This is a genomic window from Saccharothrix sp. NPDC042600 (assembly GCF_040647305.1).
Lineage (GTDB): Bacteria > Actinomycetota > Actinomycetes > Mycobacteriales > Pseudonocardiaceae > Actinosynnema > Actinosynnema mutabilis.
On the sequence record NZ_JBEZBW010000021.1, the window covers coordinates 58,249 to 73,316 of the forward strand.

Below are 15,068 nucleotides of genomic sequence, written 5' to 3' on the forward strand. Positions count from 1 at the left end.
GCGAGCACCTCCCGGTTTCGCCGGAACCAGGCGACACCGGGAGGGGTCCGTCAGCGGGCGCGCAGGAGGAAGCCGTGCTCCACCAGGCTGGTCAGGCCGAACTTCTCCACCATCCGGTGCCCCGGCCTGGGCTCCGCGGCCACGTGCTCGACCTCGAACGCGTGCCCGAAACGCTCGACGATCTCGTCCGGGCCGACGGTGAACGGCGGCGTCGGCAGCTTCGGGTGGTACTCCAGGGTGTTGATGAAGTACCGCGTGCCGGGCCGCACCAGCCGCGTGATCGCCTCGGCGTAGCGGCGGCGCATGTCCTCCGGGAAGGCGATGAGCGCGGCCCGGTCGTACACCAGGTCCACCGGGCCCAGCATCCGCGGCGTCAGCTTGAAGATGTCCTGGCGGCGGATCACGAGGTTGCCGCAGCGGAACACGTCGGGCTCTTTCTCCACCGGGTCCAGGCCGTTCTCGGCGAAGAACTCCTCGACGGCCCGGGGCACCAGCTCGACGCCGACGACCTCCGCCGCCGACTCGGCGAAGAACCGCAGGTCGGCGGTCTTGCCGCAGAGCGGCACCAACACCCGCGCGCCGGCGACCAGGCCGAGGCGGTCCAGCAGGCGGGCGTGCTCGTGCACGTTCGGCAGGTGGAAGCTGGTCTTCGTGCCGCCGACCGCCCACGAGTCGTACCAGAAGTCGGATTCCATGCTGGAGTGGAGGCTCGCGGAGCGTGCTGGAGACGGGTCCGAACGGGTGATGTTCCGCCGAGCGCGGGCAAGCGGACCTTCCACTGTGGAGGTGTTTGCTGCGTGGTGAGGTGGGAACCCCGGACGGTCATGTGTCGGGAGACAAGGGGTTGGTGTGTCGGGACTTCGGCGATCCGCGCTGGTCGGCGTGCTGCTGGTGGTGCTGGGGGCATGCGGCGGGCCTGATTCGACGCCTCCCACCCCGGGCCCGACGTCCACGACCGGTGACGCCGCGCCCGTTGACCGCGTGTACGTCTCGTTGGGCGACTCGTACGCGACCGGTTACCGGCCGGCGGAGGCGGGGACGCCCGCGGGCGCGGACCGAGCTGGGTTCGCCTACCTCGTCGCCGAACGCTCGCGGCTGCGGTTGATCAACCTGGCGTGCAGCGGGGCCACGTCCGCGCAGCTGCGGACCCAGCCCGGCTGCGCCCCCGGCAACCGCGGCCCCGACGCGCCGGACCCGGCCGGACGCACCCAACTCGACGCGGCCGTGCAGGCGCTGCGCGACCACAAGGGGCGGGTGGGCCTGGTGACGGTCGTGATCGGCGGCAACGACCTGGCGCCCTGCGCACGCCGGCAGGACGCGCTGTCGTGCGCCTCCCAGGCGGTCGCCGCGGTGCGGGCCAACCTGGCCGCCGCGCTGCCCGCCCTGCGCGAGGCCGCCGGCGACGCCCCGATCGTGGGCCTGACCTACCCGGACGTGTTCCTCGGCGCGTGGGTCTCGCCCGCGTTCCCCGACGGCCAGGACCTCGCCCGCCTGTCGGTGACGCTGTTCCGCGACTTCTTCAACACCGCCCTCAAGGCCGAGTACGACAAGGTCGGGGCGACGTTCGTCGACGTCACCGCCACGACCGGCGGCTACGGACCACTGACCGAGACGACCCAAGACCCGACCTACGGCTCGATCCCCACGCCGGTGGCCAAGGTGTGCGCCCTGACGTACTTCTGCCAGCACACCGACGTGCACCCCACACCCGCGGGCCACGAGGCCATCGCGTCCGCCATCCTGTCCGCCACGGGCCGCTAGCTGGTGGCCGCCGCGAACTCCCGAGGTGACATCCCCCGCCACGTCACGGCCAACGCCACCAGCTGGATCGCGGCCACGACCAGCCACACCGAGCGCAGCCCCGCCCAGGACGCGACCACCCCGCCGGTGAGCGCGCCCAACGGCAGCAAGCCCCACGCCAGGGCCCGGTGTCCGGTCAGCACCCGCCCGAGCAGGCCGGACGGGGTCAACCGCTGCCGGCTGGACTGGGAGCACACGTTCCACACCATCACCACGACCGACTGGACGAGCACCACCGCCGCCACCGCCACCGGCCACGGCGGCAGCACCGCGATCAGCCCCTGCGTCACCACGAGCCCGATCTGCGCGCCCCGCATCGACCACGAGTACCCCAGCTTCGCCACGATCCGGCTCACGACGAACGACGACACCACCCACCCCGCGGCCATCGCCGTCATCATCAGCCCGTAGCCGAACGACCCCAGACCCAGCACCTCGTGCGAATACAGGACGAACACCGCCAACCCGGCACTGGAGGAGAACGCCCCGAGCGCCACCGCGATCGTGATCGACCGCAGCAGCCGCGTCCCCACGAGGAACCTCAACCCCTCGGCGATGCCGCGCAACGCGTGCCCGGTAGCCGGTGTGACGGCCGTGGACGGAACGCCCCGGCTCAGCACCAGGGCGGTCAGGGCCGCGGCGACGGCGACACCTGCGGGCACACCGAACCCGAAGCCGGCCAACAGGCCACCCACCGGCGGCACGACGAACTGCACGACACCCCGGTCGATCAGCATCAACCGGGTGTTGGCCGCCGCCAACCGGTCCGGCTCGACCACCTCGGGCACCAGCGCGCCGCTCGCGCCGTCGCCCAGCACCTGCGCCGAGGTCACCACGAACGCCACGACCAGCAGCAACGGCAGGCTCAACGCGCCCGCCACCCCGAACGCCACCAACGCCGACGCCGCCACGCACTGCACCGCGAAGGCCACCCCGAGCACCGTCGTGCGCCGCACACGGTCGATCAACACCCCCGCGAACAGCGAGAACAACAACCAGGGCGACTGCCCCACCACCTGCACCAACGACACCTCGCGCGGATCGGTCGTGATCGACACCGCCGCCAGCGGCAGCACCGTCAGCATCAACCCCTCGGCGACCGAACCCGACACCGCGACGGCCTGCAGCCGCGCCCACCCTCGTGACATGCCGGACACCATGCCGAGCGGGGTGGAAAACGAGGACGTTTAAGTGTCGAATTAACCGTGCCCGTCAGATTCGCCGTCTCGCCGCTGTGGGAGACCGTGGCGGCGTTGCGCGTGCTCACCGCCGCCCACCGCGCTCCCGACGTCCACCGGACGTGGCTCGCGTGGGCGCGCCCGCGCCTGGACGAGCTGGGCCCCGACCCCACCCCGCTGACCAGGTTGGCGACCCTGCCGGTGGTGCCGGAGTTCCTGATCCCGACGCCCAGCGTCCGGTTCCTCGACCTGGACACCGCGCTGCACGCGCTGCCCGACCTCGCGCGACCCGAGCGGGTGGCCGCCGCGCTGCCCGACGACCCCGGTCTGCTCGCCGGACCCGGCACCCTGTCAGCGGTGCTGGAACGCCTGCGGCGCGTGTACCACGCGGTGATCGCCCCGGTGTGGCCACGGCTGGAAGGCGTGCTGCAGGGCGACATCGAACGCCGGGGCAAGCACCTGGTCGAGCGGGGCGCACCCGCCGTGCTCGCCGAACTGCACCCGGACGTGGCCACGCACGCCGACGGCGTCCGGGTGCGGGACCGGCGCGTCGTGGCGGGGGAGCGGGACCTGGTGCTGGTGCCCTCGGCGTTCACCTGGCCCGACGTCTACCTGCGCGAAGGCCCGTGCCGGTCGGCGCTGTGCTACCCGGCGCGCGGCTTCGGCTCGCTGTGGCAACACCCGCCCGCACCGGCACGGGACGGGCTGGCGCGGTTGATCGGCGCCACCCGCGCCCGCCTGCTGACCGAGCTGGACCAGCCGGCCACGGTGTCGCAGCTGGCGGCACGGCTGGGCATCACGGTCGCGGCGGCGTCGCAGCACCAGGACGTGCTGCGGGCGACAGGCCTGGTCTTCAGCCGGCGCGAGGGCCGCAAGGTCGTGTCGCTGCGCACCGACCTCGGGCTGGCGCTGGTCGAAGGAGGCGACCGCTGAGCGGCCTGAGCCTCACCCGCGCTGAGCACGCCATTCAGGCGCGAGCACCGACCACACCTCCAGGTCGGAGCGCTTGCCCCGGTGCACCACGGCGTCACGGAGCACGCCGTCGCGGGTCATGCCCAGTCGGCGGGCCACCGCGACGCTCGCCACGTTGGCCGGGTTGACCCGCCACTCCACGCGGTGCGCGCCCCGAGCCTCCACCGCCCAGTCGATGATGGTGCGCGCGGCCTGGGTGACCAGGCCCTTCCCGGTGCCCGCCGGCTCCAGCCAGCAGCCCACCTCGACCACTCCCTGCGCCAAGTCCATCCTGCGGAACAACACCCCGCCCACGAGCGTGTCACCGGTCCAGATGCCGTAGATCCTGCCGGTGTCGGAGGCCGCCTTGTCCGCGTACTCGCGCAGCAGCGCCCGGCTGGAGTCCACATCGGTCGCGCGGTCGGGGAAGCCGATGTACTGCCCGATGAACTCCCGGCCGCGATCGAGGTGGGCCAGGAACTCCTCCGCGTGCCACGGTTCGAGCGGGCACAACCGCGCGCCATCGCGGCCGAGCGGGATCGAGAACATTCCAGGCCTCCATGATCGACAGCATCCGGCCTGGACGCTAACCCCGGAGGTCCATGCGGACAACCGATTTCGCCCGTACCGTCACAACGGTCGGGACAGGGCGTCGCACACCGCCGTCAGGGGCGGTCCTCGGGCTAGGTGGTGCGGGGAGCGGTCACCACGCCAACGCCATGCGGCACGAAATCGAACCGCTCGCCCGCCACGTCGTAGGGCACGACGTAGCCGTAGACCCCGGCATCCTCCCACCTCGGCAGGCTCCCGGCCGCGCCCCACAGCGCGGGCGACGCCTTCTCGTCCAGGAATCCCGCCTCGCCGTGCACGTTCACCGAACGACCCCGCAGCGTGGCCCGGTCGACGTCGTCCACCTGCAGCGCGGCGACGCCCACGCCCGCGCGCATGACGACCTCCCTGACCGTGGCGTCCATCACGATGATCAGCAGGCGGTTCCACACGCACACCGGCACCGGCCGGGCCATCGGCATCGCATGGCGCGTGTAGAGGAAGTTCCCGGTACGCGCGGCGGACAGCACTTCCCAGCACTCCTCGGAACCCAACACCTCAGGACCGACAACCTCGTCCACAGCCGCCCCTTCCGGTGATGGGACCCACCATCCTCGCCGCCCTCCACTGTCGATAGATCCGAAAGACCTTGGGTCTTCGGCAAGAGGCACCGACCCGCTCGGATCCGTCAGCGGCGCACCGGGTAGCGCAGGTGAAGCACCCGGCTGCCCTGGAGCACGTCAGGGTCCTCCAACAGGTGCTGCGCGTCCACCGACCCGAAGTAGCGCTTGCCCGACCCGAACACGACGGGCACGACGTCCATGCGCACCTCGTCCACCAGGCCCGCGGCCAGCACCTGGCCACCGACGTCGCCCGCGGCGACCTCGACGATGCGGTCACCCGCGAGTTCCCGAGCCTTGGCCACGGCCGCCTCGACACCGTCGACGAAGTGGAACGGCGCGGCGGGGTCCCAGCCCTCGGGGGCCGGCCGGTGCGTCACGACGACCACGTGGTCGATCCCGCTCGGCGGCGTGCCGTCCCAGCCGTCGGTGAGGTCGAAGACGTGGCGGCCGGCGACGGTCACCCCGATCCGGTCCCAGTACGACCGGGTGTAGTCGTGGGAGGTTTGCGACACCTTCAGCGCGCCGCTGTCGTCCAACGGGACGTCACCGCCGGTCAACCAGTCGAACAGCGGTCCGGGCTGGTCGTTGTCGTCGGCGATGAAGCCGTCGACCGACACCGTGCCGTACATGACCACCTTGCCCACGGGCCTCTCCTCAGTCTCGGGGTGCGGCCAAGTTAACGTGTCGTGAGCCGTCGCTCTTGTAAGAAATCAATCGGCCGGCAGCGGCCAGCCGTCCAACGCGTGGCCGGGGTGCTCACGCAGGAACCGCCGCCGGACTTCGAGGTACCGGGTGGGGGTGAGCCCGGTGAACGCCCGGAACTCGTGGCCGAAGTGGGCCTGGTCGAAGTAGCCCGCGCCGCCGGCGAGGTCGCTCCAGTCGACCGGTCCGGCGGGGTCGAGCGCGAACACGGTCGCCGCGAAGCGGTGGGTGCGGGCCAGCCGCTTCGGCGTGACGCCGATCAACTCCTTGAACCGCCGCGCCAGGTGGGTGCTGCTGACCCCGGCCGCCACGCTGAGGTCACCGATCGCCACCGCCCCACCGGCCGCCGCGATGACGCTGCTGGTGTGGCGGACCAGCCCCAACCCGGCGGTCTCGCACAACCGTCGCATCAGCTCGTCCTCCAGCACCGTCAACATCTCGCGCGGCCGCTCCGCCGCGGCCAGCCGATCCCGCAATCCCGCAACGGCGGCCCGCCCCCACACCTGCTCCACCGTCACCGGCCGATCACACAGCTCGACCGCCGGCATCCCCAGAAACGGCGCCAACCCCCACGGCTTGAAATGCACGCCGACAGACCGGGTGCCGGGCGGGTAACCGAACTCCACCGCCCGGGTGGGCGTGGTGACCACGCACCCGTCGGCGTACTCGGCCGTCTCGACGTCGGCGCCGGCGCGGATGCGGAACGGCGCGCCAAGGTTGACGATGAGCAACGCCGCGGGCATCGGCGGCAACGTCAGCCGGGCGTACGGCGGTGAGCCCTCCAGGTAGTAGAGGTCGTCGATCAGCCCGTCCAGCGGCGGCCGCGGCACTCTGGACACGTACTCCACGCACACAGCATCGCCGACACCCGCCGGCCCCGCGCACCGGGCTGGGCCGGCCTCACCGCGATGACCCGGCTGGACGGCGACACGGCGTGGCGGCGTTGGTTCGATGGGTCGATGACCGCGGTGATGTGGAGCCAGGCGATCGGAACGGCGTTCCTCGGTGTGGTGGGCGTGTGGCTCGCGCACAACATCCGGCGGCAGATGAGGATCAAGCTGGCCGAGCGGCAGGTCGACGCGTATGTCCAGCTCTGGACGATCACCGCGGTGGCGTCGCCGTCACGCTCCACACCACTCGACGTTGCCGAGCGACGCAGTCTGTGCGCCGACATGGACCGTTGGTACTTCGATGAAGGCAACGGCGTTTTCATGCCCCGGCAGACCCGCAACCTGTTCGTCGCCGCCCAGGCGAACCTGGTGTGCCCGATCGACGCCGTCCAGCCCGGCGCGCTGGCCAAGGAGCTCGCCGAACTGCCTGCCGCGGACGCGGAACGCCGCCGTGGTTGTGTGAGCATCCGCCACCTGTCGCTGCTGCGAACCCAGCTCAAGATCGACCTGTCCCTGCACCTCGGCTTCACCCACCTCAGCCGCATCTACCCGGAAGACCGTGCGTTCCTCAGGACTTGCGGGATTCCGAGCTGGCGAAGACCCTGGCGCCGACACCTGGTGCCGGCGCTCGGACCGACGCGCCCGGACGCATGCCTTTGCGGCGCATGCGGCCGACGTCCGGCCACAAGTCCGACGGCCCCGACCGCCGTACAGGCCTGATCACCCCGGGTGGTCCCGTGCGACATTGATCCGGTGTTGGTTCAGGTGGACGGTGTCCGGTCTTCCGACGGTGCCCTCCTGGCCGAGGTGAAGACCTCTGTCGGGACGGTGACGGTGCGCTGGTCCGAGGTCGAGGTGCCGCGGGTGTGTCAGGACGAGCGCGGGATCGTCTTCCGTGGTCGGCTGGTTCTTGAGGGCAAGGTCCACCCCTACCTGGCGTGACCGCCGGTAAGCCGCAATTTTCGTGGTGCTAGAACAAACTTGGGACACGAAGCGGCGCGGGGATTCAGCCGGGCGGGCGTCGGGTGGAAGATGCGTCACATGGTGTCGCATGGTGGGCGGGGTGACGAGCCCGATCACGCCCAAGGCGTGAGGCAGGACGCCCACGCCTCCTCCGATGCCACCGTGGCCCAGGCCGGACGTGACGCGTACGCCAACGTCAACGTCCACATCGGGGACGTCAACCTCCGGACCGGGGCCAGGGTCCGGACCCGCTACCGGCACCAGGTCGAGCGCATCGCCCCGAGCCGACTGGTGGACCGTGACGCCGAACTCGCCGAGCTGACCGCGTTCTGCACCGACCCCTCGACCGAAGGCCACTACCGCTGGTGGCGTGCGGGCGCCTGGGCGGGCAAGTCGGCCCTGCTGTCCACCTTCGTCCTCACCCCGCCGCCCGGTGTCCGGGTCGTGTCGTTCTTCATCACCGCTCGACTGGCGGGCCAGGCCGACCGCGCGGCGTTCGCGGACAACGTGCTGGAACAGTTGTTGACCATCCTGGGCGAGGAACCGCCGCCGTTCCTCAACCCGGCGACCCGCGAGCCGCACCTGCTGGGTCTGCTCGCGGACGCGGCGGCCCTGTGTCGTGAGCGCGGCGAGCACCTGGTGCTCGTGGTGGACGGCCTGGACGAGGACCGGGGCGTCACCACGGGCCACGACTCCCACAGCATCGCGGCGCTGTTGCCTTCGCGTCCGGCCGAAGGGCTGCGGATCGTCGTGGCCGGGCGTCCCGATCCGCCGATCCCCGGCGACGTGCCCGAGGACCACCCGTTGCGTGACCCGGCGATCGTGCGCGTGCTGGAGGTCTCGCAGAAGGCGCGGGCGTTGCGCACCGAGATGGAGCGAGACCTCAAACGCCTGCTGACCGGGTCGTGGATCGAGCAGGACCTGCTGGGTCTGCTGGTCGCCGCGGGCGGTGGCCTCACCGCCGCCGACCTGGCGTGGTTGACCAAGGCCACGGAGTACGACGTCCGCGACCACCTCCACACCGTGACCGGACGCAGCTTCACCCGCCGCGACAGCGATCTGGGCTCCGCGGCCGAGGTCTACCTGCTGGCCCACGAGGACCTGCAGGTCACCGCCCTCCAAATGCTGGGCGAGAACCGGCTGTCGGAGTACCGCGAACGCATCCACGGCTGGGCCGCCCACTTCGCCGGGCGGGGCTGGCCCGCGGACACCCCCGACTACCTGCTGCGCGGCTACCACACCATGCTGCTCGCGGTGGGCGACCTGGCCCGCGCGACCGGCTTGGGCACGGCGTTGCCGCGCCACGACCGGCTGTTCGACCGGACCGGCGGCGACAACGCCGCGTTGGCCCAGGTCGTCGCCACGATCGACGCCCAGGTCGGCGCGGACGTGCCCGACCTGGGCGCGCTCAGCCGCCTGGCCGTGCACCGCGACCAGCTCTCCGACCGCAACACCCACATCCCACCCGCCGTCGCGGGACTCTGGGTGCGGCTGGGCCAGATCCGCCGCGCGACGGCCCTGGCCCACTCCATCCCGGACCCGTACCGGCGCAGCTCGGCCCTGGTGCCCGTGGCCGAGGCGCTGATCCGCGAAGGGCGGCACGAGCAGGCCCGGGAACTGCTCGACGAGGCGGTCCTGACAGCCGCCCGCATCATCCATCACGACCGGAAGAACGCCGTGCTGGGCTCGATAGCGCCGATGCTGGCCGAACTCGGCGACCACGACCGCGCCGTCGAGGTCGCCCGCTCGATTCCCGGCTCCGATCGTCGGGCCCCGGCCTTGGCGGCGGTGGCCGGCACCTCGACGGGCACGGAGTCCCAGCGGCGGGCGTTGCGCGAAGAGGCGCTGGCCGCCGCGAGACGGATCATCGACCCGTTCCTCCAGTGCATCGCCTTGGGAAGGGTCACCGATCTGCTGGTGGCGGCGGGCGACTCCCGAACCGGGGGGTTGATCGCCGAAGCCGTGGCGGTCTGCGAGTCGATCGCCGACCCCTACCGGGCGAGCGGCGCGCGAGCGTCGGTGGTCAGGACGCTCGCCAGAACCGGGCGGATCGCCGCGGCACGTGAGATGACGTCCACGATCATCGACGCCGGGTCGCGTGGTCCCGCGCTCGTCGCCGTGGCCGAAGCGCTGATCGAGCGCCGTCTGGACGGTGCCGACGAGCTGTTGGGCGAAGTGGCCGACACCGCCCGTGCGGTGGACGACCCGGGCCGGCGGAGTACGGCGTTGGTGGCGGTGGTCCACCCCTTGGTCCGGCTGGGCGATCGGGCCGCGGCCACCGGACTGCTGGGCGAAGCCACCGAAGCGGCCCGCGCCGTGGTGGACGCCGACCAACGCGGTTCGGCGCTGGTGGCGGTGGTGCAGGCCGCGGTCGAGGCGGGGATCCAGGTCGGGGCCGGTGACCGCCTGGACGAAGCCATCCGGGTTGCCCGCACCATCGTGGACCTCGACCGGCACGACACCGTGCTGGAGGCGCTCGCCAAGGCGTTGGCGCGGGACGGGCACCACGACCAGGCCGTCCGCGCCGCCCAGGGCATCCCCGACCGGCGTGACGACTCCGACCTCCGGGTGAAGGTGCTCGTGGCGGTCGCCGAGGCGTGCGCACGAGCGGGGAACGACGACGCGGCCGAGCGGGCCGTCTCCGCCGTCCCCGACGCTCGAACACAGGCCAGGACTCTGGTGTCGATCGCCCGTGCGCTCGCCGAAGGGAACCGGCACGACCGGGCCGCGCAGTTCCTCCGCAGAGCGTTGTCCGTCGCGGACGAGGTCGGCCATCCCGTGGATCGAGACCACGCCGTGGCGCCGATAGCCGAGGCGTTGGCCGACATCGGTCACCACGACGAGGCCCTCACGACCGCCCGTTCGGTGTCCACGGCTGGTCGGAGACGCGCCATGGTCATCGCGATGGCGAAGTCGCTGGTCCGCGGTGGGGACCATGCCCGGGGCCTGCGGCTCCTCGACGATGAGCTGGAAACGGCGAACTCGATCGAGAACCCCGCTCTTCGCGACGACGCGGTGGAGCCGATCGCCCTCGCCCAGGCGGAGTCGGGCTACCCCGAACGAGCCATCGCTCTCGCCCGCACCCTCGCGAGCGCCCGTCGGCGAATCGCGATGCTGGCGGCCATCGCGGAAGTGTTGGTGGGCGCGGGAGAAGTTGAACGAGCAAGGGCCGTTCTGGCCGGCAGCTTCCTCAAGGGATTAAGGCGCTTGCGAGATCGATTCGGTGACCTGGCCCCCAGCGACCGGGCGTCGCCGCTGCTCGCGGCCGGTGAAGCGCTCGCACTCGTCGGCGCGTCCGACCGTGCCATCGAGGTCGTTTCCTCGGTCGAGGCTTCCGACGCGCGGGACGAGGCACTCGCGTCGATCGCGGGGAGACTGGTGCGGGGAGGGCACGTCGCGCACGCCATCACCGCCGCCCGGCGGATATCGGAAACCGGCGCGCGCGACGTCGCCCTGCGGGGTATCGCCGAGCACCTCGCGACGGCGGGACGGTACCGCGAAGCCATCGAAACCGTTCTGCTGGTGGACAACGCGACCACGAACCGACGGGCCTGGGAGTCGATCGCCGAGATCGTGGTCGCGAACGGGAGCCACCACCGGGTGGTCGCCACCGTCGAACTGATCGTCGAGCGCCCGATCCGACGCCGGTGGCTGCTGGCGATCGCCGACAAGCTGGTCGACGCCGGCCACGCCGTGTCGGCCGCCGCGCTCGTGGACCACGTGACCGATCCCGCCCGAGCCCTCCCGAGCGAGGGCGTGCAGGACGACGCGCTGGTCGTCAGCGTCCTGGCCAGGGCAGGCCGCCACCGGCAGGCGGTGGAGCTGGCACTGCGCGATCCCGACTTCCGCTACAGAAGTTCCGCGATGACCCGCACGGTGACCGCACTGGCCGAAGCCGGCCGCTACGAGGATGCCGAACTGCTGATCCGCCGGATCTCGGCTCCCCCGGCCCGCGACGGGGTCCGGTCATCGGTGGCGGAGCACTTGGCGGACGCGCGGGAAATCGACCCCGCCGCGCACATGATCGAATCGATCACCGGCGACGGCCTCCGGTTCGCGGCCTACGCCAGGCTGGTGCGAAACCTGCCCTCCGGGCACGGCATCGAGGGTGCGGTGAGATCCGCCGCCCGAACGTTGCAGTCAACGCATTGGGCGCAGGTCGTCGCCGACATCTGCGCGTTCTCGGACGCCGTTTCGTCGGCGATCTTCGAGGAGTACTCGACGTACGTGCCCGATCTCGCCTGACCCGCGCGGTGCCCGAATTTTGCGGTCGGCCGGACAGGCGGGCCGGGTACAACTCGTCGCATGGCCGAACCGGGTGGTCCGCTGGAGGACTTGAAGAAGTACTTGGACTTCCTGGGCGTCGAACCCGGTGATCGGGCCCTGCGGGTGTTCGTCGCGCTGCTCGTGCTCGGGTTGGTCGTGGCGGCGTTGCGTCCGTTGGTGCCCGCGGTCCACGAGTTGTGGAACGTGGTGCGGTGGGCGGCTGGGCGGCGGTTGGGGGACGAGCGGCGGCGGCGCAGGCGGCGGCGGTTGTTCGCGCAGCACCTCGACATCCGGCTCAAGCACCTGGAGTTGCAGGAGGACTGGCGGGACGAGAAGTACGCCGAACTGGAAGCCGAGGTCGAGGTCGAGCGGTCCTGGCGGCGGCGGTGGATGCGGCGCGTGCTGCCGTTGCGGGGGACGGGGTTGCGGCGGGTGCGGTCGCTGTCGCACGCGTTGGCGCGCAGCAGTGAACCCCTCGTCCTGCTCGAAGGGGAACCGGGGGCGGGCAAGAGCGTCGCGTTGCGGCACCTGGCGCGCCTGATGGCGCAGGACGCGGCCAAGAGCAAGAGCATCAAGGCGACGATCCCGCTCTACCTGAACCTCAAGCAGTTGGACGTGCGGCCCGAGGACGTCACCGCGGAACACATCCGGACGTTCGTCCTCGACTACCTCAACGAGGCCAACAGTCGTGACGTCCAAGAAGTCCTCGACACCGAGTTCCAGCGCGGCCTGGAGCAGGGCACCTGGCTGTTCCTGTTTGACTCGTTCGACGAGATCCCCGACATCCTCTCCGCCGAGGACACCCGCCGCGTCGCGCCCGCCTACGCCCGCGCGATCGCCGACTTCCTCGGCCCGTTCGGCGAATGCCGCGGCATCGTCGCCTCCCGGGACTTCAGCAGCCCGGACATCGCGCAGTTCACGCGGTTCCGGATCCTGCGCCTGTCCCCGCGGCAGCAGCAGCGGCTTATCACCCGCGCCGACCTGGAGCGGCGGGTGGACCGGGCGATGCGCCACGGCCTCGCGACCGCCTCGCAGGACATCGCCACGTTCGCCGGCAACCCGATGTTCCTCAGCCTCCTGTGCGAGCACATGCGCAACAACGCGGACTTCCCCACCGGCTCCCACACGGTCTTCGAGGACTACCTCACCCAACGCCTGCGGCGGGACGCCACACGCATCCGCGCACGGTTCGGGGTCGAGGTCGGCCTGGTGCGCGCCGGTGCCGAAGAGGTGGCGTTCGTGATGGCCTCGGTGCCGCGGATGGGCCTGACCCCCACCCGCGCCGACCTCCTGGCCGCCGCGACCGGGCAGGAGCGCGTGTCGCCCCGCCTGTGGGGCACCCTGCTCAACGCGCTGGAGTACAGCAAGCTCGGCAGGTCCGACACGAACCTGGCGGGGGAGCCGACGTTCTCGTTCGTCCACCGGCGGTTCCAGGAGTACTTCGCGACCTGCGTGGTGATCAACTCGCCGCGCCGGGCGTCCGTCGAGTCGTTGCTGGACAACGACCAGTGGCGGGAAACGGCCGTCACCCTCCTGCAGGTGCAGCACGGCGCCGCCACCGCGCCGTTGCTGGACCTCGCCCGGCGGCGGTTGGCCGAGTACGCGGAGCGGACGCGCGACGCCGGCTTCCACTGGCCGCACGGGTGCCTGCACCTGCTCGGCGTCCTGGCGACCGGCCTGGAAACCCATCCGGACGAGGTGGACGACACCTCCCGCGCGCACATCGGGGAGATCCTCCAGCGGGCCTGGCAGTCCGGGAACCGCCTGGACAAGCGCCGCGCGGTGGCGTTCGCGAACCTGGCGCCGCCCGCCCACACCGAGCGCCTGCTCGTGGACGCGTTCCGGTCCCGCAACGAGTACCTGCGCGAAGCGGCCTTCCGCACCGCCGGGTCGATCCCCGGCCTCAGCCCCGAACTGCGGCGGCAGATCAGGCTGGCGCTGCTCGGCCTGGTCGCCGGGTTCCGCGTCTACCGGCGGAGGGCGGCGACGGTGGCGCAGGTCAAGCGCCTGGCCCGCCCGGCGGAGTTCCTGCGGCTGGTGAACCTGGCGTCCTTCGCGGTCCCGGTCGCCGTGCTCTTCACGCTCGGCGGCTTGCTGACGATCAGTGTCGCGACCATCTTCACCGCGGACGCGCAGACCGCGATCGGCGGCGTGATCGTCACGGGGTTCCTGGTGATCGGGCTGACGGCCGCGGTGCTCGGGATCTTCTCCACCTCCGCCCTGGGCACCAGTCGCGTGCGGCTGGAGGAAGTGCTGTCCCGGTCCGAGCGGCTGGAGCACCTCCTGCTCAGGGAAGCCGGGTTCGTCGTCCTGGTGCTGGTCAACACGGCGTGCTGCCTGCTGGGCACCATGATCGTGGTCGGCGCGGTGGACGGGCCGTTCCTGTTGTGGGTGGGCCTGTTCGCGTACGGCTCGTTGTGGCCGTTGGCCGTCGTGTGGGTCGTGCGGTTCGGGCTCATCCCGTCGGTGGTGTGGTGGCCGTTGCTCCCGGTGGCCCTCGTGGTGGTCGGCGGGTACCGGCTGCCCTCGTGGTGCGGGCGGCGAGCGCGCCTGGTCCGGGCCGAGTGGCGCAACACCCGGTCGGACCTCGCCCGCACGCTGCGTCGCGCGGGGCGGCAGCTGGTCAGGCAGTTGGTCATGCCGCTCTTGGCGATCGGCGCGGTCATCGTGCTGGGGATCATCTCGGTGAGCGTGTCGGGTGCCGCGGAGACGTCCGTGGTGGCGTCGTTCGTGGTTTGCGTCGGCCTGGCCCCCATCCCGGTGCTGTCGGTGCTGAACCTCGTCTCGGTGCGGCGCCAGGCGGACCGCGCGCGGTCGGCCGAGGACGTGCTCACCGTGATCACTCGGGCGTGGACCAGCCTGGCGCTGGACGCGGTGGTGGCGAGGTTCGCCTTCCACCGCGTCACCCGCGACCCGAGCGTCGGCACGGCCCTGGAAACGCTGATCGGCGAGATCGAGCGGAACCAGGCACGCCGTGCACGCCTGCCGCTGGGCCGGGTGTGCGCGAGCCTGCGCCAGTGGTACGCGCCACCGCCGCGGTTGACGGAGATGGCGTTCTACCGGGACTTCCTCGTGCTGTCGGCGCACGCGGTCCGCGAAGAGTGCCTGGACGACCTGGCCCGGCTGATCGACAGCGAGTGATCGGG

At 71.7% G+C, this 15,068-nt stretch carries 12 protein-coding genes; 6 read left to right on the top strand and 6 right to left on the bottom strand.

Annotated features, from left to right (window positions below; all coding sequences use genetic code 11):
- Window positions 1–50 precede the first annotated feature (50 nt).
- Window positions 51–695, bottom strand: a complete 645-nt coding sequence (locus AB0A74_RS16210; protein WP_358250072.1) for a thiopurine S-methyltransferase — start codon at window positions 693–695, stop codon at window positions 51–53.
- Between the two features lie 154 nt (window positions 696–849).
- On the opposite strand from AB0A74_RS16210, the gene AB0A74_RS16215 reads away from it, so the two are divergent.
- Complete coding sequence (locus AB0A74_RS16215) at window positions 850–1,761, top strand: GDSL-type esterase/lipase family protein (RefSeq protein WP_358250073.1); 912 nt, start codon at window positions 850–852, stop codon at window positions 1,759–1,761.
- On the opposite strand, the gene AB0A74_RS16220 is transcribed toward AB0A74_RS16215, so the two are convergent.
- Window positions 1,758–2,948: an MFS transporter gene (locus tag AB0A74_RS16220; RefSeq protein ID WP_358250075.1), complete on the bottom strand. Its 1,191-nt coding sequence runs from the start codon at window positions 2,946–2,948 to the stop codon at window positions 1,758–1,760. The two genes, AB0A74_RS16215 and AB0A74_RS16220, sit on opposite strands and share 4 nt — an antisense overlap.
- A 57-nt stretch (window positions 2,949–3,005) precedes the next feature.
- On the opposite strand from AB0A74_RS16220, the gene AB0A74_RS16225 reads away from it, so the two are divergent.
- On the top strand, window positions 3,006–3,911 hold the full coding sequence (locus AB0A74_RS16225) for a DUF5937 family protein (RefSeq protein WP_358250077.1): 906 nt from the start codon (window positions 3,006–3,008) through the stop codon (window positions 3,909–3,911).
- 12 nt (window positions 3,912–3,923) lie between these two features.
- Here the strand turns inward: AB0A74_RS16225 and AB0A74_RS16230 are convergent, their stop codons facing one another.
- The 4 genes from AB0A74_RS16230 to AB0A74_RS16245 form a co-directional block, all read right to left on the bottom strand.
- Entirely contained in the window at window positions 3,924–4,478 is a 555-nt protein-coding gene (locus tag AB0A74_RS16230) for a GNAT family protein (RefSeq protein WP_358250079.1), read from the bottom strand.
- Between the two features lie 134 nt (window positions 4,479–4,612).
- Window positions 4,613–5,059 (bottom strand): hypothetical protein, encoded by a 447-nt coding sequence (locus tag AB0A74_RS16235; RefSeq protein ID WP_358250081.1) that lies wholly within the window; start codon window positions 5,057–5,059, stop codon window positions 4,613–4,615.
- 107 nt (window positions 5,060–5,166) lie between these two features.
- Entirely contained in the window at window positions 5,167–5,745 is a 579-nt protein-coding gene (locus tag AB0A74_RS16240; protein ID WP_358250083.1) for a dihydrofolate reductase family protein, read from the bottom strand.
- 66 nt (window positions 5,746–5,811) lie between these two features.
- Window positions 5,812–6,633, bottom strand: coding sequence for a helix-turn-helix domain-containing protein (locus tag AB0A74_RS16245; RefSeq protein WP_358250140.1), 822 nt, complete (start codon window positions 6,631–6,633; stop codon window positions 5,812–5,814).
- A gap of 78 nt (window positions 6,634–6,711) precedes the next feature.
- Between AB0A74_RS16245 and AB0A74_RS16250 the strand changes: the two genes are divergently transcribed.
- The 4 genes from AB0A74_RS16250 (at window position 6,712) to AB0A74_RS16265 (ending at window position 15,063) form a co-directional block, all read left to right on the top strand.
- Window positions 6,712–7,413: a hypothetical protein gene (locus AB0A74_RS16250; protein ID WP_358250085.1), complete on the top strand. Its 702-nt coding sequence runs from the start codon at window positions 6,712–6,714 to the stop codon at window positions 7,411–7,413.
- Window positions 7,414–7,446: 33 nt separating this feature from the next.
- Window positions 7,447–7,635: a hypothetical protein gene (locus tag AB0A74_RS16255; protein ID WP_358250087.1), complete on the top strand. Its 189-nt coding sequence runs from the start codon at window positions 7,447–7,449 to the stop codon at window positions 7,633–7,635.
- A 147-nt stretch (window positions 7,636–7,782) separates the two neighbouring features.
- Window positions 7,783–11,901 (top strand): hypothetical protein, encoded by a 4,119-nt coding sequence (locus tag AB0A74_RS16260; RefSeq protein ID WP_358250088.1) that lies wholly within the window; start codon window positions 7,783–7,785, stop codon window positions 11,899–11,901.
- A gap of 60 nt (window positions 11,902–11,961) precedes the next feature.
- Window positions 11,962–15,063, top strand: a complete 3,102-nt coding sequence (locus AB0A74_RS16265) for an NACHT domain-containing protein (protein ID WP_358250090.1) — start codon at window positions 11,962–11,964, stop codon at window positions 15,061–15,063.
- Window positions 15,064–15,068: the final 5 nt, after the last annotated feature.